The following is a 22,178-nucleotide window of genomic DNA, read 5'->3' on the forward strand; positions in this document are numbered from 1 at the left end:
CATGGCCGACCAGTTGGGGAACGAGCGCCGGACACGTCATGCGGTGGTGATCGGGGGCGGCCTCGCCGGGCTGCTCGCCGCGCGCGTGCTCGCCGAACACGCGGAACGGGTGACCGTCGTCGAGCGGGACCGGTACCCGGAGGGCGCAGAGCCCCGGCCGGGCGTCCCGCAGAGCCGGCACCTGCACGTGCTTCTGGCGGGCGGGCAGCAGGCGCTGGAGTCCCTGCTGCCGGGCTTTCTCGACGAGCTGGCGGAGCTCGGCGCGCCGACCGTCGGCATGCCGCAGGACCTGGTGAGCTGGGCCAACGGCAGCTGGATGCGGCGCACTCCGGCCACCACCCGCCTGTTCACGGGCGCGCGCCCGCAGCTCGACTGGCTGGTCCGCCGCCGGGTCCTGGCGGACCCGCGGATCGAGACCGTCGAGGGCAGCGAGGTCGTGGGGCTGGCCGGCGACTCCGCCCGGGTCCGCGGCGTGCGGCTGCGCGAGCGTGGCGCGGGAGCGGACAAGGAGCAGCGCACGCTGGAGGCGGACCTGGTCGTGGACGCCTCCGGCCGCGGTTCGAAGGCACCGGACTGGCTGGCCGCGATCGGCGCCGAGGCCCCGCACGAGGAGGTCCTCGACACGGGCCTCGCCTACGCGACGCGGATCTACCGGGCCGAGGAGGACCCGGAGCGCACCGACGCGCTCGGCTACTACATCGTCCCCAACCCCCGTCAGGTGTACGGCGCGGTGGTGCTGCCGATCGGCGAGGGCCGGCATCTGGTGACGCTCTCCGGGCTGCGCGACGACGCCCCGCCGACGGACGAGTCGGGGTTCGAGGAGTTCGCGAAGCGGCTGCCGCACCCGGTCATCTCGGAGTGGCTGAGCCGCGCGGAGCCGGAGTCGCCGGTGTTCGGCTTCCGCAAGACGGCCAACATCCGTCGCCGGTACGACCGTCCGGGCCGCCGTCCGGCCGGGTTCCTGGCCATGGGCGACGCGCTGGCCACGTTCAACCCGGTCTACGGGCAGGGCATGGCGGTGGCCGCGCTGAGCGCGGTCGCGCTGCGCGACGCGCTCGCCGACCGCAGGAAGACGCCGACCACGCGACGGGTGCAGCGCGCCCTGTTCGACGCCTCGGCGTTCGCGTGGGACATCTCGAAGGGCGCCGACCTGAAGATGCCGGGCGCCACCGGCAACGTCCTCGGCACGAGCGTGGCCGACAAGCCGGTGTCCTGGTACCTCGAGCGGATCCAGCAGCGGTACATGAGCGATCCGGTGGTCGGCGCCCCGTTCCGCGCGGTGCTGACGCTGACCGAGCCGGCCGGTGCGCTGTTCGCGCCGGAGGTCGTCCGGGCGGTGCTGGGGCCGGTGCGCGAGGGGCTGCGCGAGCCGGCGATGTGGCGCGAGGCTCCCCAGGACTGAGCACCCCTGGCGCTCCCCCGGTCCGCACGCCTCGGACCCGAGGATCCGGCGGGCCCGGCGGGCCCGGCGGGCCCGCCCGTCACACCCCCGGCGCCGCCGCGACGACGCCCGCCGCTATCGCGGCGGTCAGCGCCGCGTAGTCGTCGGCGTTCTGGGCCGCGTACCGCATCGCGAACTCGGCGACGGCCCGGTCGAAGGCGTCCGAACCGCCCAGGTATCCGGCGATCGCGATGCGGTCGCCGGACCGGGCGTGGGCCCGGGCCAGGGTGCGGCCGCAGAGGGCCGCGTAGTCGCGCAGCATGGAGGGCGACATGAGCTCGACCTCCGCCGAGCCCTTCATGTCGCGCAACTGCCGCCAGTAGAAGTGCCGTCGCTCCGGTCCGGTCATCCAGCCGAGGAAGATGTCGCCGGCGGCCTGCATGAGCCGCTGTCCGGCGACGACACGATGGCCCTGGTGGGGGTACGCGCTGGGCGCGAGGTGCTCCTCCAGGACGGAGCGGCCGGCCTCCTTGATCTGCAGCATCAGCGGGTCGTCGGAGTCCCTGCCCTCCAGGAGCAGGACGAAGCAGCGGGTGCCGACGCTGCCGACGCCGACGACCTTGCGGGCGGCGTCCACGAAGCGGTACCGGTCGAGGAGCAGCCGCCGCTTTTCCGCGAGGGAGCTGCGGTAGTCGCTGAAAATCTTGCCCAGGGTGGTGCGGTCGACGTCCCCGACCCGTTCCAGGAGCGGCGGGTCCTCGACGATCCGGCGCGTGCCGTCCGCGGTCTCCTCGGTCAGCTTGCGCATGGCCTGGAGGCTGGTGCGGCGGCGGGCGCGGGCGAGCCGGGCCTCGAGTCCGGCGCGGCGGCCGGGGCGGACGGAGTCGAGCAGGTGCTGGGCGTCGATCCGCTCGTACCAGACGTCGAGTTCGCCGAGGCCGGCGAGCCGGTTCATCGCCTCCCGGTACGCGGCGACGGTGACGAGGGCGGCGCGGTGGGCCTTGGCCTTGGTGCCGCCGTTCTGCAGCGCGGCGACGGCGACGCTGGCGGCGAGACGTTTGACGTCCCATTCGAAGGGCCCGGGGAGCGTCTCGTCGAAGTCGTTGACGTCGAAGAGCATCGTCCGTTCGGGTGAGGCGTAGACGCCGAAGTTCAGCAGATGGGCGTCTCCGCAGAGCTGGACGGTGAGCCCGGTGTGACGCTGGACGGCGAGGTCGCCGGCCATGACGGCGGCGGCGCCGCGCAGGAAGGCGAAGGGCGAGACGGCCATGCGCCCGTAGCGCAGCGGGAGGAGTTCGGGGACGCGGTCGACGCCCTGCTTCTCCAGGACGGCTATGGGGTCCTGGCGGCCCGAGGCCGGGATCCAGTTGCCGTGGGAGGAGCGCGGCACCCTCTTGCGGATGGCCCGGCCGCGCGCGGCCCGCTCGGACGGAGTCGTCATCCGGCCTCACCCGCCTCTCCCAGCACGTACCGGCAGTTCCGCGGCGCATCGGCCGCGGACCGGTCACCGGACCGTCTGGAGCCAGTTAAGGGCCGCGCGCGGGCCGCCGCATCCCGAACCCGCTCCGGCCTGCGAGGACGCCCGCGGTCTGCACCGTTTCGGCCAGAGTCCCGCCGGTGTCCGGGCAGCCCTTCCGAAGTGGTTTAGACCAATGATAGACATTGATCACGCACACGGTCCAAGCGTTCACGCTGAGCGAAGAGAGGGCCCGTCATGGCCGACCCCGTCCCCGCGTACGCCCCCGCACCCCGCCTCGCCTCCCACCCCGCGGCCGACCCCGAGGGGCTCGCGCCCCCGCTGTACGTCCGCGTCGCCGCCGCCCTGCGGCGGGACCTCGCCCGGGGAGCCGTCGCCGCCGGCAGCCGGCTGCCCTCGGAACGCGAACTGGCCCGGCGGCACGCGGTCAACCGGCAGACGGTGCGCAGCGCCCTGCAGATGCTGCGCGAGGAGGGGCGGGTGGTCACGGACCGGCGCGGCACCTTCGCCGCCGTCGCGCCCGCCGAACGCTCCGACCGGCTCCCGCTGTTGCTCGCCCGCCGTCAGACGTTCCCGGGCGGGGCGGCCACGCCCGGCGCGGTGGTGCGCGCCGTGCTCGCCTGGGAACCGCCGCCGCCCGCGCTGGCAGCTCCGCTGGCGCTCCGGCCGGGGGAAGCCACCCTGGTCCACCGGCAGGTGGTGCTGGCCCCGGACGGCGCGCCGGTGCAGCACGCGGAGTCGCGGTTCTCCCGCCACGCGCTGGAGCGCATCCCCGAGTTGGGCCGGTACCGCCGGCTCGACGCGTCCCGGCACCAGCCGGACCTGCGGCTGCTGTACCACTGGATGCACCGGGCCGGCCTGCGGGTGACCCACCGCGAGTCGGTCGGCGTGAGCCGGGGCGACGGGCCCGCCGACGGACCGGCCCGGCTGGTCGTCCACCGGGTGGTGAACGACCAGCACGGCAACGCCCTGGAGATCACCGACATCGACTTCCTGGCCCAGGAGGCCGCGCTCACCTACGAGTTCGACGGGTGACGAGCTGCGCCTGCCGGCCACCGCGCGTCAGACGATGCCCTCCTCGATCTGCGCCTGCTCGCGCGCGTTGCCGTACGCCGCCGGCGTGCCGTACGAGCGCCGGGCGACGTACCACCACACCGTGGCCAGGACGAGCACCACCGCCAGCGCGACGACCGCGTAGTTCATCGAGTCGACCGTGACCGGCGACCGCTGCGGCAGGCAGAACAGCACCGTCACGCAGGCCACCCACACGACCGCGATCCAGCCGATCGGCCGGCTCCACCGCCCCAGGCTCCACGGCCCGGGCTCGAACCGGTCGCCGGCGCGCAGTCGCAGGTAGACGGGGATGGCGTAGGCGGGCGTGATCCCGATGACGTTGATGGCGGTCACCGCTCCGTACGCCGTCGCCGAGTACAGGGAGGGCAGCGCCAGCACCGCGGCCACGGACACGGACAGCCACACCGCCGGGACCGGCGTCTGCGTCCGGCTGCTGACCTTCCGCCAGATCGCCGAGCCGGGCAGCGCGTTGTCGCGGCTGAACGCGAACACCATGCGGCTCGCGGCGGCGACCTCCGCGTTGCCGCAGAACAGCTGGGCGACGATCACCACGAGCAGCAGCACCGTCGCGCCGTCGGAGCCGAGGGCGTCGAGGAAGATCTGCGCGGGCGGCACGCCGGTCTCGGAGCCCGCGGTCCCCTCGTAGTCCTGGATGGCGAAGGTGAGCCCGGCGAGCAGCAGGAAGCCGGCGATCCAGGAGGCCCACACGGAGCGGACGATGCCCTTGGCGGCGCTGACGGAGGCGTTGGAGGTCTCCTCCGACAGGTGCGCGGAGGCGTCGTACCCGGAGAAGGTGTACTGGGCAAGCAGCAGACCGATCGCGGCGACGTAGAACGGGTTGGCCCAGCCGGTCTCGTTGACGAACTCGGTGAACACGAAGCCGGGCGACTGGTGGCGGTCGGGCACGAGCGCGAGGGCGCCGACGATGACGGCGACACCGGTGAGGTGCCACCACACGCTGATCGAGTTGAGCACGCTGACCAGGCGCACGCCGAAGAGGTTGAGCAGCGCGTGGAGCAGCAGGATGCACAGGAAGATGAGGAAGGTCGAGCCGGGCGTCGGCGTGATGTTCCACTGCAGCTTGAGGAACGCGCCGGTGAACAGGGCCGCGCCGTAGTCGATGCCGGCGATGGCGCCGAGCAGGCCGAGCAGGTTGAGCCAGCCGGTGTACCAGCCCCAGCGCCGGCCGCCGAGCCGGTCCGCCATGTAGTAGAGCGCGCCCGAGGTGGGGTACGCGCTGGTGACCTCGGCCAGCGCGAGCGCCACGCAGAGCACGAACGCGCCGACGCCTATCCAGCCCCACATCATCACGGCGGGCCCGCCGGTGGCGAGGCCGAAGCCGTACAGGGTCATGCAGCCGGACAGGATGGAGATGACGGAGAAGCTGATGGCGAAGTTGCCGAAGCCGCCCATGCGCCGGGCGAGCACCGGCTGGTAGCCGAGCTCCCTCAGCCGGGCCTCCTCGTCCTGAGGTGGCCGGGACTCGTGCGGCAGGGAGACGGGGACGGTGCGGGACATGCCGTTACCTCCGGGGGGACGGGAGAGCGGGGACGGTCGCGTACGGGGCGGGGATCTCGTACGGGCGGGGGATCTCGTACGGGCGGTCGCGGGCGGGCGGGGGACGCCGCGTCAAGGGCCGAGACAGCGGGCGCGGGCGGACCGGAAGACCTGCTCGGCCAGGGCGGGATCGTCGGGGTCCTCGGTCCGGCAGGCCCAGGGCAGCGTCGTGTAGTACGGGCCGAGCGCCTCGAAGACGCGGCCGGCCGCCTCGAAGTCGAGCGCGCCCCACAGGGCGTGCGCCAGGTGGTTCAGATCGGGCAGCGCCGCCTCCTCGACGGCGCAGAACAGGAACCAGGAGTCGAGCGCGCGGCTCGCGTCCCGGATGGCGTCCTCGGCGACCCAGTACAGGTCGAGGGCCTTCTCGTGCCCCCGTTCGCGCCGGTACCGCTCCACCCGCGGGTAGAGCGGCAGGGCGTGCAGCGCGGAGCCGATGGGGGCGGCGTCGGCGGCCCAGTGCGCGTACGTGAGGGCTTCGGTGACGGGGCCCTCGGCCCGGCGGGCGTACAGGAACTGCAGCATCCGGTGGTGCGCCTCGCGGTTCTGCGGGTCGCGGCGGGCGGCCTCGGCCAGCAGCCCCCAGGGGCCGGGCGGCAGCATCGGGGCCGGCGGCCCCTGCCGGTGCTCGGCCCGCTCCTGGCGGGGGTCCAGGGCGGCCAGGGCGAGCAGGCAGATCCAGGGCACCGGGTCGGCGGGGACGGCGGCGGCGGCCGTCCGGCAGGCGGTGTCGGCCTCCGCGCGGAGGTCCGCGGCGCGGGGGTGGCCGGAGCGGTGGGCGCGGATGGCCCGCTCGACGGCGACCCGGGTGTGCATCACCAGCGCGGCGACGCTGCGCGGCTCCTCGGCGCGCCAGGCGCGTACGACGTCGGATCCGGCGGCGACGGCGGCGAGGACCTGCGTGCGGCGGGTCCAGGCGGCCCAGCCGGCGGTCCCGTCGAGTAATCGCGCCATGGAGACCCAGCGTCCCGTCCGCAGGTCCTGGAGCGCGACGCGCAGCTCGTTGTCGTGGCCCGCCGGGTGGTACACGGGTCTGAAGCCGTTGCCGCCGCTCATATGACGGGACGTGGTGCGTGCGGTGTCGCGGTCATGGTTCCTCGGGGACGCGGGGAGGAGGGTGGTCGGCCCTCCGGCGGGCAGTCCTGCCGTCGATCGGCGATCACTATAGAGGCCGCTGGACGCCAGGGGTCCACTTGTTCGGACGACCTCCAGGTCGTCGTAACTATTCGGCCAGGGCACGGATTTGACCTCCGGTCAGCACGCGACCGGCCCGGGGTCGCCCGAACCGGGGGGAACGCTTGACGCCGTCCGCCGACTGGACCAGGCTTCGACCCTGCGATCAAGCACGCGAGGGCGGAACGACAGGGTGGGCGGAGTGGCGCGATGAGGGGTGCGGTACTCGCCGTCGACCAGGGAACCTCGGGCACGAAGGCCCTCGTGATCTGTCCGGAACGGGGCGTGATCGGCACGGGTTCCGCGCCTGTGCGCCCCCGCCACCTGCCGGGCGGCCGGGTCGAGGTCGACCCGGCCGAGCTGTACGGATCCGTGGTCGCGGCCGGGCGTGCGGCGCTCGCCGACGCGGGCCCGGCGGCCGGGGCGGTGGCCGCGGTGGGGCTCGCGAACCAGGGCGAGACGGTGCTCGCCTGGGACCCGGACACCGGCGATCCGCTGACCGACGCGCTCGTCTGGCAGGACCGCCGCGCCGAACCGCTGTGCGCCGAACTCGCGGAGTACGGCGAAGAGTTGCGTGCACTGACCGGATTACCCCTCGATCCGTACTTCGCCGCGCCCAAGATGGCCTGGATCCGACGGCACCTCACCCGCGAGGGCGTGGTGACGACCAGCGACGCGTGGCTGGTGCACCGGCTCACCGGCGAGTTCGTCACCGACGCCGCGACCGCCGGGCGCACCCAGCTTCTCGACCTGGACACGGTCGCGTGGTCCAGAACCGCGCTCGGCGTCTTCGGCCTGGGCGACGAGCGGCTCCCCCGCGTCGTCGACGCGGACACGGCCGTCGGCGTCACGCGCGCCTTCGGTCCCCCGCTTCCCCTGACCGGTCTGCTCGTCGACCAGCAGGCGGCGCTGCTCGCCCAGCGCGTGACGGAGCCGGGCACGGCCAAGTGCACGTACGGCACCGGCGCGTTCCTGCTCGCGCAGACCGGTCCGGTGCCCCGTCGGGGCACCTCCGGCCTGGTCAGCTGCGTGGCCTGGCGGCTCGCCGGCCGGACCAGCTACTGCCTGGACGGCCAGGTGTACACGGCCGCCTCCGCGGTGCGCTGGCTCACCGACCTGGGCGTGCTGCCGGGCGGCGCCGCGGACCTGGACGCGGTGGGCGGCTCGGTGCCGGACGCGGGCGGCGTGACCTTCGTACCGGCGCTGGCCGGGCTCGCCGCCCCCTGGTGGCGGGGCGATCTGCGCGGCTCGCTCACCGGGCTCGGCCTGGAGACCGGACCGGGTCATCTGGTGCGGGCGCTGTGCGAGGGGCTCGCGGCGCAGGTGGCGGAGCTGGCGGACGCGGCGGCCGCCGAGCTCGGAGGGCCGCTGGACGTGCTGCGGGTCGACGGCGGTCTGACGCGTTCGGCGCTGCTGATGCAGGCGCAGGCCGATCTGCTGCAACTGCCGGTGGAGGTATCGGCGTTGCCGGACGCCACGGCGCTGGGCGTCGGGGCGGTGGCCCGACTCGGTCTCGACCGGGCGCTGACCGTGGACGACGCCGTGCCGCGGCAGAAGCCGTCGGCGGTGTACGAGCCGCGGATCGGGGCGGCGCAGGCCGCGGAGCGGCGCGAGCGGTTCCGTACGGCGGTGCGGGCGCTGCTCGCGGCGGACCCGGCCGGCGGGGGCGCTCCGGCATGACGGTGACGCGGTCCGGGCCGCTGCCCGGCGCCGGAGCGGATCCGGAGCATCCGGAGCGGACGACGTACGACGTGACGGTCGTCGGGGCCGGGGTGGTCGGCTGCGCCATCGCCCGCGAACTGGCCCGCCACCGGCTGCGCGTGGCCCTGGTGGAGGCGTCCGGCGACGTCGGCGACGGCACCTCGAAGGCCAACACCGCGATCCTGCACACCGGTTTCGACGCCGTACCGGGCTCCCTGGAGGCGCGGCTCGTCCGCGACGGGCAGCGGCGGCTGCTCGCGTACGCCGCCGAGACCGGGATCCCCGTCGAGCCCGTCGGTGCGCTGCTCGTCGCCTGGGACGAGGAGCAGCTCGCCGCGCTGCCGCGGCTGGCGGCGAAGGCCGAACGCAACGAGTACCACGCCGCCCGCCTTGTTGGCGCGGCCGAACTGCGCGCCTTGGAGCCCCGGTTGGGCCCGGGGGCGCTCGGGGCGCTGTCGGTGCCGGGCGAGGCGATCGTCTGCCCGTGGACGACGACGCTCGCGTACGCCACGCAGGCCGTCCGCTCCGGGGTGGACCTGCATCTCGACTGCCGGGTCGAGCGGGTCCGCCAGGGCGATCCGCACCGGCTGGTCACCCCGCGCGGCGTGCTGCGCACGCGCCACCTGGTGAACGCGGCGGGGCTGCACGCGGACGCCTTCGACGCGCTGCTCGGCCACCACGACTTCACGGTGACCCCGCGGCGCGGTCAGCTGATCGTCTACGACAAGTTCGCGCGCTCCCTGGTCCGGCACATCCTGCTGCCGGTGCCGGGCCGGCTCGGCAAGGGCGTGCTCGTCTCCCCCACCGTGTACGGCAACGTGCTCCTCGGACCGACCGCGGAGGACCTGGACGACAAGACCGCCACCGGCTCGACCGCCGAGGGACTCGCCGCGCTGCGCGCGCAGGGCCGGCGGATCCTGCCGGAGCTGGTCGACGAGGAGGTCACCGCGGTCTACGCGGGCCTGCGCGCGGCGACCGAGCACGACGACTACCGCATCGTCGCGCACCCGGAGCAGCGGTACGTGACGGTCGGCGGGATCCGCTCCACGGGGCTGAGCGCGTCCATGGCGATCGCCGCGCATGTGGTCGGCCTGCTCGCCGACGGGGGTCTGGAGCTGGGGCCCGAACGCTCCCTCGCCCCGGTGCGGATGCCGAACCTGGGCGAGGCGTTCCCGCGCCCGTACGAGGACGCGGCGCTGATCGCCCGGGACCCCGAGTACGGGCGGCTCGTCTGCCACTGCGAGCGGGTCTCGCGCGGCGAGATCCGCGACGCGCTGGCCTCGCCGATCCCGCCCGCCACGCTCGACGGCCTGCGCCGCCGCACCCGCGCGCGCGGCGGCCGCTGCCAGGGCTTCGCGTGCGGCGCGGCGGTGCGGGCGCAGTTCGAGGCGGCGCGGGCCGAGGAGGCGCGGCGGTGAGCGGGTCGGACGCGCACAGGCGGCGGCGTACCGTCGAGGTCCTGATCGTCGGCGCGGGCCCGGCGGGCCTTTCGGCGGCGGCGACGCTCGCGGAGGCGGGCGCGGGCCGGGTGGAGGTCCTGGAACGGGACCCGTGGCCGGGCGGCGCGCCCCGGCACTGCGACCGGCCCGGCTTCGGCCGGTGGCGGACGTCGAGCGGCCCGGAGTACGCGCGGCGGCTGACGGAGGCGGCGGTGGCGGCGGGCGCGACGCTCCGCACGGAGACGACGGCGACGGGCTGGTGGCACGAGGACCCCGATCCGGCCCGCCCCGCCTCGTCCGTGACGCGTGACGTCCCGAGTCCGACCCGCCCCGCCTCCTCCCTGACACTCGACGTCCCGAGTCCGACCCGCCCCGCCTCGTCCCTGACGCTCGACGTCACGGGCCCGGCCGGCCTCGAACGCGTCACGGCGCGGGCGGTCGTCCTCGCCACGGGCGCGCGGGAACGGCCGCGCAGCGCTCGCCTGGTGCCGGGGACGCGGCCCGCGGGGGTGCTGACGACCGGCGAACTGCAGCAGTCCGTCCACCTGCACGGGCTGCGCGGCGCGGCGATCGGCCGGCGGGCCGTGGTGATCGGGGCGGCGGAGCCGGTGACCCGCGGCGCGGTGCGGACCCTGCGGGAGGCGGGGGTGGAGGTCGTCGGCGTGGTGTCGGAGGGGCCGCGGCCGCCTGCGTACCGGGAGCGCGTCGGCGCGCCGTTGCTGCCGTGGACGACGGTCACCGGACTGGTCGGCCACGGCCGCCCGACCGGGGTGACGGTGCGTCACCGAGGAGGACGTACGGGCACGCTGACCTGCGACACCGTGGTCTTCGCCGGCGACTGGATCCCCCAGCACGAGCTGGCGCGTGCCGGGGGCGTGCCGCTGGACCCCGCGACACGCGGGCCGGCGGTGGACGGCGCGTTCCGTACGCCCGTGCCCGGCGTGTTCGCCGCGGGCAACGGCCTGCGCGGGGCGGAGCCGGCGGCCGTCGCGGAGGCGGAGGGCCGGCAGGCGGCGTACGCGGTGCTGCGCCATCTGGCCGCGGCGCCCTGGCCGTCGCGCACGGTTCCGCTGGTCGTCGAGCCGCCGCTGCTGTGGGTGACCCCGAACCGGGTGGGCGGTCCGGACACCCGGCGGCCGTTGCTGCTGCGCCCGGCGGAGCCGCTGCGGCTGCCGGTCCTGGCGGCGGTGCAGGACGGCCGCCTGCTGTGGCGCTCCCGCCGGTGGGCGGTCCTGGACCCGGCGCGTTCGGTGCGGGTCACGCCGGAGTGGACGGCGGCGGTGGACCCGGACGGCGGCCCGGTGGTGCTGCGGGCGCGGTGACGCGCGGATGCGGAAGGTGCCAGTGGTCGGGTCCTCTGGCACCTGACGGAGGCGGTTGACCGGCCGGTTCCGACCCATCATGCTCATGCCGCACACCAAGGAACGGAACCAAGGCAAGACGACGACTCCCCCTCTCTCCGCACGGAGGTGTCATGGTCCGCCGTACCGTCAGATTCGTGCTCGGCCTGGTCCTGGTGGTGACCGCGGCCTTCGCGGGCACGGTCGCCACGTCCGCTCCCGCGCACGCCGACGAGTGCTACACCTGGAACCGCACCCTGTCCTCGGGCATGTCCGGCTCGGACGTGACCCAGCTGCAGATCCGCGTCGCCGGCTACCCCGGCTACGGCGGGGTCCTCGCGATCGACGGCAGCTACGGCCCGGCCACCAAGGCTGCCGTGACCCGCTTCCAGCAGGCGTACGGGCTCGCCGCCGACGGCGTCGCCGGCCCGGCGACCTTCTCCAAGCTGTACGCCCTGCAGGACGCCGACTGCACGCCGGTGCACTTCTCGTACGCCGAGCTCAACAAGTGCAACAGCGACTGGTCGGGCGGCGCGGTGAGCGCCGCGACGGCGAAGCAGAACGCGCTGCGCGCCATGTGGAAGCTGGAGGCGATGCGGCACGCCCTCGGCGACGTCCCGATCAGTGTCAGCAGCGGCTTCCGCTCCTACGCCTGCAACTCGGCGGTCGGCGGGGCCTCGGACAGCCGGCACCTGTACGGGGACGGGGTGGACCTGACCGGTTCGCCGTCGCTGTGCACGCTGGCCAGGCAGGCCCGCTACCACGGCTTCAACGGGATCCTGGGCCCCGGCTACCCGGGCCACGGCGACCACACGCACCTCGACCACCGCTCCAGCCGGTACTGGTCGGCGAGCAGCTGCGGCATCTGACACGCCGCCCCGCGCTCGCTGGCGGAGGGACCCGCGCTCGACGACACTTGACGGCATGCCGGACAAGCGAAGCGCGGGTCTCCTGCTGTTCCGTACGGCCGCGGACGGCGCGACGGAAGTACTGATCGGGCACATGGGCGGCCCGTTCTGGGCCACGCGGGACGAGGCGGCCTGGTCGATCCCGAAGGGCGAGTACGACCCCGGGGAGACGCCGGAGGCCGCGGCGGCGCGCGAGTTCGAGGAGGAACTCGGCCTGCCGGCCCCGCCGGGGGCGCGCGTGCCGCTGGGCGAGAGCCGGCAGAAGAACGGAAAGACCGTCACGGTCTGGGCGGTGGAGGCCGACCTGGACCCAGCCACCGCGGTCTTCGGCACCTTCGAGATGGAGTGGCCCCGCGGCTCGGGCACGCTGCGTCGGTTCCCCGAACTGGACCGGGTCGCCTGGCTCCCCCTCCCCCAGGCGGCTCCGCTGCTGGTCGCGGGCCAGCGGATCTTCCTCGAACGTCTGGCCACGCACCTGGCCGCACGGGGCGGCGGGACCTGACTGTCAGACCCGTGAGAGAGGGTGGAAGCAGCGAACCGTCGAAAGGAGCCCGACATGACCGGCATCACCGCCAGCGAACGCGCCGCGGCCCAGGCGTACATCCGCCTCCTGGAGACCACCCAGGCCGTCTTCAGCGACCCGTCCCTCACCCCGCTCGCCGCCGCGATCCTCACCCCTCCCATGACCGACGCCGACACGGCCCTCCGAGCCGCCGGCCTCGACGGCAACGAGGCCCGCCTCCTCACCCTCGTCTCCACCTTGCGCGGCCACACACCCGCGGCGCGGACGTAGCGCGAGGCGGGCGGGGGTTCGGGGAACGGCCCCCGGCCGCGGGTGGACGGTCCGGAAACGACGGAACGTTCGGCCGGAGGACGTATGTACCCCACACTCTTCGGCCTCCATACTTGCGGTGTGTCGTTCTTACGGGGGAGGCACCCATTGGCTCAGCTGATACGCACCCGGGACGGCCGCCGGCTCGCGGTGGAGAGCTTCGGGAATCCCCGTGGCCGCCCCGTCTTCCTGCTGCACGGCACCCCGGGGAGCCGCCTCGGCCCGGCCCCGCGAACCGCCGTGCTGTACCGGCTCGGAGTGCGGCTGATCACCTTCGACCGGCCGGGCTACGGCGATTCGGACCGGCTGCCGGGCCGCCGCGTCGAGGCCGCGGCGGCCGACGTAGAGGCGGTGGCGGACGCCCTGGGCATCGACGAGTTCGCGGTCGTGGGACGCTCCGGCGGCGCACCGCACGCCCTCGCCTGCGCCGCGCTGCTCCCCGAGCGGACCCTCCGCACGGCGGCCCTCGTCGGCCTCGCGCCGCGCAACGCGCCGGGGCTCAACTGGTTCGACGGGATGACCGAGTCGAACGTACGGGAGTACATCAACGCGGCCGCGGGCCACCGACAGCTCACGGCTGCCCTGGAGTTCCGCTCGCTCGCCATCCGATCCGACCCGGACGCCTCGGTGGCCGACATGCACCGGGGCCTGCCGGCCCCCGACCGCCAGATCGTCTCGGACGTGGGCATCCGCTCCATGCTCGTGCGGAACTTCGCGGAGGGGCTGAGCAGTTCCGCGGACGGCTGGGTCGACGACGTCATGGCCTTCAGCCTGGACTGGGGCTTCCGGCCCGAGGACATCGAGGGCCCGGTCCTGCTGTGGCACGGCGAGGAGGACATCTTCGCGCCGGTGCAGCACACCCGCTGGCTCGCCGAGCGGATCCCGCGCGCCGAACTCGTCATCGAGCGGGGCGCGGCGCATTTCGCCGCCCTGCGCGTGCTGACGAAGGTCCTCAGCTGGGCCACGGCCCGGCACACGGCCTGAGCCGCGGGAGCCGCGGGCCGCCCGGAGGTCCGGACGGCCCTCGGTCCTCCTGCCCGCTCACACCGGCTGCGGCTCCAGGTCGCGGTTGACCCGCCGCCACACCCTCGCGCCCTCCGTGATCGTGTGGTCGGCGCCGAACTGCTTCAGCGCCGGTTCCAGGACCTTGGCCCGCTGCTCCTGCGCCTCGTCCTCCTGGCCCGCCGCCTTCAGCGTGATGGCCAGGTTCGAGCGGCAGACGAGCGCGTCCGGGTGGTTGGCCCCGTACCGTGCGACGAGCGCCTCCAGCGTGCTGCGCTCCAGCTGCTCCGCCTCGGCGATCCGGCCCAGGTCGCCGTACACGTTGGCGAGGTTGACGGCCGCGCTCAGCGTGTACGGGTGCGTGGCGCCGAGTTTCCGTTCGAGCGCCTCCCGCACCGCCTCGGCCTCCTGGAGGGCCTCCTCGGTGTTCCCGACGCCGCGCAGGTAGATCACGATGTTGTTCCGGCAGGCGAGGGTGAAGGGATGCTCGTCGCCCATGGCCTCCCGGTAGCCGTCGAGGACCTGCCGGGCCAGTTCCAGCGCGGCGCGCTTGTCCCCGACCGCCGAGTAGTCGGCGGCCAGGTTGAGACCGCAGGCCAGGGCGTCGGGCACACGCGTCCCGTACCGCTCGCGGTAGCGGCTGTACGTGACCTCGGAGAGCCGCTTCGCCTCGTGCGGGCTGCCCGCCTTGCGCAGGGACACGGCGAGGCTCTTGTTGGTGCGCAGCACCTCCGGCACGTCCGGGTTGAGGACCCGCTCGAAGGACGCCGTCACCTCCCGCAGCAGTTCCACGGAGCCCCGGTAGTCGCCGGTCTCGCGCAGGTCCCTCGCGAGGTGGCCCTGGCTCGTCAGGGTGTACGGGTGCTCGGCGCCGCCCTTGACGCTGGTGCGCTGGTCCACCGTCTCCTCGTCGAGCTGCCGGGCCTCCTCGCTGTCGCCGTTGAGCCGTAGGTCGATGGCGAGGTTGTTGGCGGCCTTGAGGGTGCTGGGGTGCTCCGGGCCGAAGGTCTCGCGGAAGCCCGCGAGGACCTCGCGGTCGAGCTCCAGCGCCTCGGCGAACCGCCCGAGGCCGCGCAGGTCCGCGGCGAGGCTGCCGGAGGTGGTGAGCGTGTTGGGATGGCCGGGCGACAGGATGCGCCGCTGCCGGGCGCGGGTGTCGTCGTCCATCGTGTACGCCTCCTGGTACCGCCCTTGCGAACGCAGGGCGTTGGCCAGTTCGAAGCGCAGGTTCAGGGTGGTGCGGTCGTCCTCGCCGAGCTTCCTGGTCCAGGTCTCGTTGAGCTGGTCGCCGAGCACCCGCGCCATCTCCAGCTCGCCGCGCTTGAGGAGGTAGCGGACCCGGTCCACGAGGAGCTGGCGGCCCTTCTCCTCGTCGCAGTCGACGATGCCGGAGGGGCCGAGGTGCGGCCAGATCAGCTCGAAGTTGGGCCAGTGCTTGGGGTCGTTGACCTTGTTGTCCTGGTCGCCGGGCGCCGAGGGGCTGACCTCGGCGAGGATGTTGTGCACCTCGTGCATGGTGCGCTCGTGCTCCTCCGGCGAGAGCTGCGAGCGGACGGCGGCCTGGACGAGCCGGTGGATCTGGATGCTGTTGTCCGCCGGGTCGACCTTCGCCAGGGCGAACCGGTTCAGCGCCCGGATCACCTTGCCGAGCATGTACCCGTCCCGCAGGTCGGGGTCGTACGGGAGCAGGTAGTCCAGCATGGCGCTGCTGCTGATGAGCTTCATGGAGATCGGCTCGGCGGAGAAGAAGGCGCACAGTTCGAGGAGCCGGACGGCCGCCTTGGACTCGCCGCGGAGCCGGTCGATGGAGATGTTCCAGGTGGCGCCGATGCGCTCGGCGTAGTCCTCGGCCCGGCCGGCGGAGAGCACCTTGGTGGTCTCGGCCTTGAGCTGTTCCACGTAGTCGTCGACGGGGGTGGCCGTCTCGGCGAGCCAGGCGGCGGCCACCTCGACCGCGAGCGGCAGGTCGCCGACCGCTTCGGCGACCCGGTCGGCGTCGCGGGCCGGCAGCCGGTCGACCCGGCGCGAGAGGTGCTCGACGCTCTCCTGGCGGGTGAAGACGTCGACCTCGACGGTCTCGACGCGGGTGGCGACGGGCCTGTTGCGGCAGGTGACGAGGATGTGCCCGTACACGCCGTCGGTGACCGGCCCGGTCTCGTCGGGCAGCAGGTCCAGCACCTGGTCCAGGTCCTCGACGTTGTCGAAGATCAGCAGCCAGCGCTTGTACGGGGCGCCGCGGCGCAGCGCGTGGAGGGCGGCCGTCGCCGCCTCGGTGACGTTGCCGTCGCCGCCGATGCCGAGTTCGGCGGCGAGGTCGCCGAGGGAGGAGACGACCCGGTCGGGCTGCTCGGCCTCGACCCACCACACCAGCTCGTAGTCGGCGCGGAAGCGGTGCGCGTACTCGCGGGCCACCTGGGTCTTGCCGACGCCGCCGAGGCCGTACAGGACCTGCGGGAGCCGGCGTCCGGCCCGGCTGTCGCCGCGCAACTGATCGCGGAGCCGTTCGAGGATCGGCGTGCGGCCGGTGAACCAGGCGTGCCGGGGCCGCACGTTCCAGATGCGGGGGCTGCCGCCGGGGAACCGCGGGCCGCCGGGTGCGACCGGTGTGGTGCCGACGGCCTCCTCGCGGTCCAGGGCGGTCAGCAGGGTCGAGGTCGCCTCGTCGGGGTCGAGCCGGACGAGGTCGACGACGCCGCGGCTGCTGAGCGGCAGTCCGAGCCGGACGTCGCCGACGCGCACGGGCACGAGCTGGCGGCGGACGCCGGAGGGGTCCTGGCCGATGACCGACTCCCACAGGGCGCGGGCGCGGTGGGAGGTGATGTACGCCTGGGAGACGACGGAGACCACGCGGTAGCCGCCGCCGGCGCTGAACTCGGCGTCCACACCGGAGAGCGGCATGGTGCGGGCGTCGAGCGCGGCGACCTGGAAGCCGGCGCGGTTGAGCAGCGAGCTGAGCCAGTCGGCCCACATCTGGTCCTCGGCGACGTAGGACAGCACGATGTTGGCGGGCGGTGCGGGCCGGCGGCGGGTGTAGGCGCTGACGTAGGCGAGGCGCTGTGCCTCGTCGATGGGCGGCATGGAGGTGACGGTGCCTTCGGTGAGCACCGAGGTGAGCCGCTCGCAGGAGGTGAGCAGGGAGCTGGAGACGTTGGGTGCGTCGCCGAAGGTCGCGAGGATCTCCTCGTACGCGTAGAACGGCCGGTACGGGATCTCGACGGTGCCCCAGTACTGGGCGAGCTGTTCGCCGCTCATGCCGCTGGGCAGTCCTGTGAAGCTCTTGCGGGCGAGGGCGCGTCCGGCGTCGGCCTTCTCCTTCTCGCCGTCGTCGATCCGCATCGGTACGGGCAGGATCCGGATGTTCCGGTCGGCGAACCGTTCCTCGATGTCGCGGGCGACGGAGGAGGCCCCTTCGATGCTCTGGTCGCTGAGGGTGAAGCAGACGACCAGGACCTCGGGCATCTGGACGGTGCAGATGTCGGCGATGTCGCTCAGGCCGGTGCGGCTGTCGATGAGCGTGTAGTCGTAGTGCTTGCGCATGTCGGCGCGCATGGCGTCGAAGAACTGGCCGCCCTTGAACCGCTCGTAGAAGTCGTCCCAGTCCATCTTGCCGACGGTCGACTGGTAGTCGCGGTTGCGTCGTCCGGCGGACAGGAAGTCGAGGCTACCGCCTTTGGGGAAGGCCCAGTTGATGGAGGTGGCGTGGGGGCGGACGCGGGCGTACTCGCGGTGCCAGTCCGGCTCGCGGTCGGCGGGCCGGCGGACCTCCGTCTGGTATTCGGTGATGAGGTTGATCAGCCCCGGGGTGGCTTCCAGGGCGGCCAGATCGAGAAAGGGATGGAAGAACCGGTGTAAGCCGGGTGCTTCCAGGTCCCAGTCGACCGCGAGCACCCGGTGGCCGTTGGAGGCGAGGATCCAGGCGGTGTTGGCGAGGGCCATGGTGCGGCCGGTCCCGCCCTTGTACGAGTAGAAGGTGACGACGGTCCCCTCACGGTTCGCGCTCATACGGCGTGTCCTCCCCCTTCTCCGACGTGCTCGGTTTCTCGTCCGTGCGCTGAGCCGGCAGCCCCGGGGCGTCCGCCCCGTAGCCCATGCCCCCCGGCAGCACCCTCGGCAGCGGGGTGCTGGGTCCTTCCGGTGGGAACGTGCGGGCGTGTGCCTTGTAGTGCCTCTCGGCGGCCTCGACCGCCCGGGGCAGTTCCTGGTTGAAGGCCTCCAGGGTCAGCAGTCCGCCGCCGGGCGAGCGGTGGCCGGCGGACTCCAGCTGCCGGGGTGCGAGGACCGTGTCGGCGATCTCGCGCAGTTCGGTCTCCCGGGCGGCCGAGTCGGGATCCGAGCGGTTCCACGGCACCATGACGCTGATCCACGGACGGTCCTCGGCGCAGAGCCGGTCGACGAGTTCCCTTCCGTGCCGGGTGGTCAGCGCCCAGCGGTCCATGAGCAGCAGACCGGGGGCGCTGGGCGGTCCTGGTGCGAGCATGCGGCCCGCGTCAGCCTCGAACTCGCCCACCTTCACCTGGTAGTCCAGGTTGCGCACGAGTTCGGCGGCATGCTCCACCAGCGGACGCGAGGAGTCGGGGCGGTACGGGTTCCACTCGCGCGCGTGCGTGCCGTAGCAGTCGGGGCCGCGGTTCTCGGGCAGTTCGGTGCTGGAACAGGCGAGCACGGAGACGTCCATCTGCCGGGCGGGGCCGGGCGGCCCGAACGCGCTGGGGACGGAGAGGTACTCCTGCTGGGGGTCGCCGTCGGGCAGGGTGGTCTCCTCGGCGACCCGGACGATGCGCTTGGCGAGCAGGTAGACGGCCCGTTCGTACTGCTCGCGCAGATACTGGAGCTTGATCAGCCCGTAGAAGCCCTCGTCGGCGTATTCCTCGCCGAAACTGGCGTGATTGAACTGCAACCGCTCGGCGGGCTGCGGCAGTTGTTTCGGCGGGACGGGCACCCACAGGGCGGGCACGATCTCGCTGACGGAGCTCGCGTTCCCCCGCGACTGGTGATTCACCCCCCGCTGGGAGAACGCGAACCATTCCCGGCCGCACTGTTCGCTCAGGAAATAGCGGGGCGAATAGAGCGGGACGAAGACCCGGCAGTAGGAGAGCGCCTCGGACAACCGCTCCTGCCAGCCCTCGCCCGGCTGCATCTGCTTGTCCATGAAGCCGGCCGGCACTCCGGCGGGCAACGAGGTCAACTGCAGGACGTGGTCGCAGAGATCACGAAAGAAGCGCTCCACCCAGTGATTGGGATCTCGGTCGTCCGGGTGATTCTTCGGGGTGTGCGCGTAACTGAGAAAGAAGTACGGCGCCGCACGATCACGGCTCCCGCCTCCCGCGAATCCGGACACGAACGACTCCCCCCGTCCATGCGATGGATGCTCAGTGTAGGAAGGTCAATTCCCACACGGAACAGCGTGAGCCGCCCCTTCCGTCCGGAGGTTCCCCTCAGAAGGGCCGGGATTCCGCAGCCTTCCCCCGCAGTCCGGCGACGAAACGCTCACCGAGGGCGGAGAGGCCGGGGAGAGAGGTGAGCGCCGGTGGGACCGGGGTGGTGCGACCGTCCCCTGGGGCGTACGCGGTGTCCACGAGCCGGGCGTACGCGTCCTCCATCGCGTCGAGGAGGTGGTCCGCGGAGGGGGCGGAGGGGAGGGTGAGGGAGCAGGCGTCCCGCAGGGCCCGGAACGTGAGGCGCTGGGTCTCCCGGACCAGGAGCAGGGCCAGTTCGTCGGGCCCCTCGGGCAGGGCGATGCCCACGGCCCCGACGGCGTCGCGGGAGGACACCACGCAGGGCCGGCCCGCAGTGCGGTTCAGGGGCGTGACGCTGCGCAGTCCGGCGGACAGAGCCGGAGCGAACGCGGGCAGCCGGGCGGCCACGAATTCCCGGGCCGCGGCGAGGTCCTCGGCCCAGGCTTTGACGTCACCGGGGGCGAGGCGGTCGGCGACGGTGCTCCCCCAGGCCAGGCGCAATGGGTCGGTGTCCTCCAGGGCGACGGTCCAGCCGGGCAGTTCGACGAGCCGGACGGGACGCCAGTACGAGGAGGGGCAGTCGAGGCCCTCGTCCCAGCCCACGCGCAGCTCGCGACCTCCGGCGCGAACGAGGAACTCGTCGCTGCGCGCGGTGACTTGGGCGAGCCCGGTGGCGCCGTCGACGAGGAGGACGCCGAGCCCGGGGAGGCGCAGCAGGCCGCCGCCGTCGGGCGCGCCGTCGGCCGGCCCGCGCAGGGGCACGGTGACCGTCGCGGGGTGGCGGGCCCGCAGGGCAGCGGCGGCGGCGAGTTCGGCGAGGCCCGGACCGGCCGGTCCGCCGGAGCGGACGAGGCCCGCGGCCCAGGGCCGGGTCCAGGGGTGGGCGAGGACCGTGTCGAGCGCGTCGGGAGCCTCCGCGTCGAGCACATCGAGCAGGCCCCAGGCGGCGCGCTCCACGTCGTCCTCGGTCTGCGCCCCGGTCGCACGCCGCCGCAGGACGGCCAACAGGTCGGTGACGGCAAGGTGTTGGGCGCGGGCCAGCCGGGCGAGGGTGTCGGCGTCGGCGTGTCCACGGGCGAGGGCGTCGAAGGCGGCGAGGTCCTGGGGGGCCTCGGTGGGCCAGGCGTCGAGGCTGCGCAGGCGGACGTTCTCACGGTCGCGGACGGCGTGCACCAGCGCCATCAGGTCGGGGCAGAAGACGGAGGGGTTGTCGAACCCGGTGTCCTCGGGGGTGGCCCCGGTCCGGTAGCGGTGGGCGTAGAGGCCGCCTCCACAGGACGTGACGACGGGGCAGGCCCGGCAGGCGGCACTGAGGTCGTCCACGCTCTGGCGGCGGGCGGCCATCCCCGGGTGGTCGAGGACGTCGTCGAGGGTGTGGCCGAACACGTCCATGCCGGTGGCGGGAGCCCCGTCGTAGGCGGTCTTGAGACTGTCGGCCTGCTCGAAGGTGCCGTCGGTCTCGACGACGACCAGATCGGCCGGGGTGAGGCCGAGGGACTCGATGAGGCTGCTCTCGCCGCGCAGTGTGCGGTGGATCGACTCGAACATGCGGATGCCGACGGGGCGGCCGGTGGCGTCCCAGCGTTCGTGGACCGCGTCGAGCCAGTCCGCGTACGGCGTCGGTGAGGGGCCCGGCCGCAGGGGCGGCTCGTCCCAGGTGGCATGCGGGAGCAGGAAGTCGATGCGCGGCGGGTCGAGTTCGACGAGTGCGTCGTACACCTTGACCGGGTCGTTGCGGACGTCGATGGTGCACAGCAGCCCGGCGAACAGGTGCCGGAAGCGTGGCCGGTTGAGGAGCTCGACGGCCTTGAGAACCTGCGCGTGGCTGGAGCGGCCGTTGGCGTAGCGGCGGTGCCGGTCGTTGGCTTCCTTGTCGCCGTCGAGGGAGACGCCCACGGTGATGCCGAGCTCGTCGAAGAGCTCGCAGAAGCGTTCACTCAGGAGGACGCCGTTGGTGTGGATCTTCAGATCCAGGGTGGTCGATCCGTCCAGCGCGCGGTGGAGTTCCTCGGCCGCCATGCGGATTCCGGCGGGTCCGGCGAGGAGGGGTTCGCCGCCGTGGAGGACGACGTGGACGGTCGGAAGTCCGTGGGTGCGGGCATGTTCGGCGATGCGTGACGCCGTCCTGGCCAGGATCGCCCGCGTGATCATTCTGGGCCGGCCTTGCCAACTCGTGTCGGCGTGCTCGTACACGTAGCAGTGATCACAGGCGAGATCACAGCGACTGTGCAGCTTGACGACGAACTGAGTCAGTGTCGGCGAAGGCCGGTCCATGGTGTGCGAAGTCGACTTTCCGGCCGGCTAGAGAGCCGACTGGAAAGCCGCGTCCACCTGCGGGACCGGCGTGGCCGAGGGGGTCGGCAGAATCCGGCTCAGGGAAGCGCTCGCGTCCCCTCCGCTCAGCACCGAGACGCGCTGGTGCAGTGACACGCGCGGTTCGGCGGACCGACGGGAGACGTGCCCGGGCCTGGCGGCCGCGGAGACGAGAGTGGTAGCCATGGATTGCCTCTTCTCGATTGTGCTTGGATCACACCGCCCCGCCCTGGGCACATCGTAAGCAAAGGTGCGACTTCGGGCAGAACGCCACCCCCTAGCGCCCATAACGTTCTGCGGGTGCGACGGGTTCTCTCGCCAACGTCGGCGTCATCCAAACGTGTGACCAGGTCAGCGTACCGGCCCATTTTCCACCTGTGGCGAGTCTGTGAAAACCGGTGTCCGCCACCGGAGTTGATCCTCGTCACTGCCGTCTCACGCGTACCCGGAGGGCGGCGGTGCCGTGGCAGCCGAAGCCCCTGGGGCGGGGGAGGTCGGGGGCTGGGACGGCCAGGGCGGGGAGGGGGA

At 73.5% G+C, this 22,178-nt stretch carries 15 protein-coding genes; 9 read left to right on the forward strand and 6 right to left on the reverse strand.

Annotation, left to right across the window (positions count from 1 at the left end; translation table 11 throughout):
• Position 1 precedes the first annotated feature (1 nt).
• Positions 2-1,402 carry an NAD(P)/FAD-dependent oxidoreductase gene (locus ACNJ93_RS01790; RefSeq protein ID WP_418955518.1) on the forward strand — a complete coding sequence of 467 codons (1,401 nt, stop codon included), beginning with the start codon at positions 2-4 and terminating at the stop codon, positions 1,400-1,402.
• Positions 1,403-1,481: 79 nt separating this feature from the next.
• Here the strand turns inward: ACNJ93_RS01790 and ACNJ93_RS01795 are convergent, their stop codons facing one another.
• Positions 1,482-2,822, reverse strand: coding sequence for a DUF2252 domain-containing protein (locus ACNJ93_RS01795; RefSeq protein ID WP_418955519.1), 1,341 nt, complete (start codon positions 2,820-2,822; stop codon positions 1,482-1,484).
• 273 nt (positions 2,823-3,095) lie between these two features.
• Between ACNJ93_RS01795 and ACNJ93_RS01800 the strand changes: the two genes are divergently transcribed.
• Positions 3,096-3,893 carry a GntR family transcriptional regulator gene (locus ACNJ93_RS01800; protein WP_418955520.1) on the forward strand — a complete coding sequence of 266 codons (798 nt, stop codon included), beginning with the start codon at positions 3,096-3,098 and terminating at the stop codon, positions 3,891-3,893.
• A 27-nt stretch (positions 3,894-3,920) separates the two neighbouring features.
• Here the strand turns inward: ACNJ93_RS01800 and ACNJ93_RS01805 are convergent, their stop codons facing one another.
• Together ACNJ93_RS01805 and ACNJ93_RS01810 are read right to left on the reverse strand one after the other, a co-directional pair.
• The gene (locus tag ACNJ93_RS01805; protein WP_418955521.1) at positions 3,921-5,450 is read right to left on the reverse strand and encodes an amino acid permease; all 1,530 of its coding nucleotides are present in this window, start codon (positions 5,448-5,450) and stop codon (positions 3,921-3,923) included.
• A 111-nt stretch (positions 5,451-5,561) separates the two neighbouring features.
• On the reverse strand, positions 5,562-6,542 hold the full coding sequence (locus tag ACNJ93_RS01810; RefSeq protein ID WP_418955522.1) for a hypothetical protein: 981 nt from the start codon (positions 6,540-6,542) through the stop codon (positions 5,562-5,564).
• Between the two features lie 327 nt (positions 6,543-6,869).
• On the opposite strand from ACNJ93_RS01810, the gene ACNJ93_RS01815 reads away from it, so the two are divergent.
• From ACNJ93_RS01815 to ACNJ93_RS01845, 7 genes are all read left to right on the forward strand, one after another.
• Entirely contained in the window at positions 6,870-8,339 is a 1,470-nt protein-coding gene (locus ACNJ93_RS01815; RefSeq protein WP_418955523.1) for an FGGY family carbohydrate kinase, read from the forward strand.
• Positions 8,336-9,778 carry an FAD-dependent oxidoreductase gene (locus ACNJ93_RS01820; protein WP_418955524.1) on the forward strand — a complete coding sequence of 481 codons (1,443 nt, stop codon included), beginning with the start codon at positions 8,336-8,338 and terminating at the stop codon, positions 9,776-9,778. The genes ACNJ93_RS01815 and ACNJ93_RS01820 overlap by 4 nt, the downstream gene beginning before the upstream one ends.
• Positions 9,775-11,121 carry an NAD(P)/FAD-dependent oxidoreductase gene (locus ACNJ93_RS01825; RefSeq protein ID WP_418955525.1) on the forward strand — a complete coding sequence of 449 codons (1,347 nt, stop codon included), beginning with the start codon at positions 9,775-9,777 and terminating at the stop codon, positions 11,119-11,121. The genes ACNJ93_RS01820 and ACNJ93_RS01825 overlap by 4 nt, the downstream gene beginning before the upstream one ends.
• Positions 11,122-11,273: 152 nt before the next feature.
• Entirely contained in the window at positions 11,274-12,008 is a 735-nt protein-coding gene (locus ACNJ93_RS01830; RefSeq protein ID WP_418955526.1) for a D-Ala-D-Ala carboxypeptidase family metallohydrolase, read from the forward strand.
• A gap of 55 nt (positions 12,009-12,063) precedes the next feature.
• Positions 12,064-12,549, forward strand: coding sequence for an NUDIX domain-containing protein (locus ACNJ93_RS01835; protein ID WP_418955527.1), 486 nt, complete (start codon positions 12,064-12,066; stop codon positions 12,547-12,549).
• A 54-nt stretch (positions 12,550-12,603) separates the two neighbouring features.
• The gene (locus ACNJ93_RS01840; protein WP_418955528.1) at positions 12,604-12,840 is read left to right on the forward strand and encodes a hypothetical protein; all 237 of its coding nucleotides are present in this window, start codon (positions 12,604-12,606) and stop codon (positions 12,838-12,840) included.
• A 147-nt stretch (positions 12,841-12,987) separates the two neighbouring features.
• Positions 12,988-13,863 carry an alpha/beta fold hydrolase gene (locus ACNJ93_RS01845; RefSeq protein WP_418955529.1) on the forward strand — a complete coding sequence of 292 codons (876 nt, stop codon included), beginning with the start codon at positions 12,988-12,990 and terminating at the stop codon, positions 13,861-13,863.
• Between the two features lie 57 nt (positions 13,864-13,920).
• Here ACNJ93_RS01845 and fxsT read toward each other — a convergent pair whose 3' ends face one another.
• From fxsT to ACNJ93_RS01860, 3 genes are all read right to left on the reverse strand, one after another.
• The gene (gene fxsT, locus ACNJ93_RS01850) at positions 13,921-17,883 is read right to left on the reverse strand and encodes an FxSxx-COOH system tetratricopeptide repeat protein (protein WP_418955530.1); all 3,963 of its coding nucleotides are present in this window, start codon (positions 17,881-17,883) and stop codon (positions 13,921-13,923) included.
• Positions 17,867-19,219 carry a TIR-like protein FxsC gene (locus tag ACNJ93_RS01855; protein ID WP_418955531.1) on the reverse strand — a complete coding sequence of 451 codons (1,353 nt, stop codon included), beginning with the start codon at positions 19,217-19,219 and terminating at the stop codon, positions 17,867-17,869. Before ACNJ93_RS01855 ends, fxsT begins: the two co-directional genes overlap by 17 nt.
• Positions 19,220-19,316: 97 nt before the next feature.
• A complete protein-coding gene (locus tag ACNJ93_RS01860) occupies positions 19,317-21,611 on the reverse strand; it encodes an FxsB family cyclophane-forming radical SAM/SPASM peptide maturase (protein ID WP_418955532.1) in 2,295 nt (764 codons plus the stop codon).
• Positions 21,612-22,178 lie beyond the last annotated feature (567 nt).

Source organism: Streptomyces tritici (assembly GCF_048500665.1).
In the GTDB taxonomy this organism is placed as follows: Bacteria; Actinomycetota; Actinomycetes; order Streptomycetales; family Streptomycetaceae; genus Streptomyces; species Streptomyces tritici.

Bases quoted from the DNA above. Each gene is read 5' to 3' on its own strand.
- fxsT (WP_418955530.1), bottom strand. From the start codon at position 17,883: ATGAGCGCGAACCGTGAGGGGACCGTCGTCACCTTCTACTCGTACAAG.
- ACNJ93_RS01800 (WP_418955520.1), top strand. From the start codon at position 3,096: ATGGCCGACCCCGTCCCCGCGTACGCCCCCGCACCCCGCCTCGCCTCC.
- ACNJ93_RS01795 (WP_418955519.1), bottom strand. From the start codon at position 2,822: ATGACGACTCCGTCCGAGCGGGCCGCGCGCGGCCGGGCCATCCGCAAG.
- ACNJ93_RS01805 (WP_418955521.1), bottom strand. From the start codon at position 5,450: ATGTCCCGCACCGTCCCCGTCTCCCTGCCGCACGAGTCCCGGCCACCT.
- ACNJ93_RS01815 (WP_418955523.1), top strand. From the start codon at position 6,870: ATGAGGGGTGCGGTACTCGCCGTCGACCAGGGAACCTCGGGCACGAAG.
- ACNJ93_RS01840 (WP_418955528.1), top strand. From the start codon at position 12,604: ATGACCGGCATCACCGCCAGCGAACGCGCCGCGGCCCAGGCGTACATC.
- ACNJ93_RS01830 (WP_418955526.1), top strand. From the start codon at position 11,274: ATGGTCCGCCGTACCGTCAGATTCGTGCTCGGCCTGGTCCTGGTGGTG.
- ACNJ93_RS01820 (WP_418955524.1), top strand. From the start codon at position 8,336: ATGACGGTGACGCGGTCCGGGCCGCTGCCCGGCGCCGGAGCGGATCCG.
- ACNJ93_RS01790 (WP_418955518.1), top strand. From the start codon at position 2: ATGGCCGACCAGTTGGGGAACGAGCGCCGGACACGTCATGCGGTGGTG.
- ACNJ93_RS01860 (WP_418955532.1), bottom strand. From the start codon at position 21,611: ATGGACCGGCCTTCGCCGACACTGACTCAGTTCGTCGTCAAGCTGCAC.
- ACNJ93_RS01835 (WP_418955527.1), top strand. From the start codon at position 12,064: ATGCCGGACAAGCGAAGCGCGGGTCTCCTGCTGTTCCGTACGGCCGCG.
- ACNJ93_RS01810 (WP_418955522.1), bottom strand. From the start codon at position 6,542: ATGAGCGGCGGCAACGGCTTCAGACCCGTGTACCACCCGGCGGGCCAC.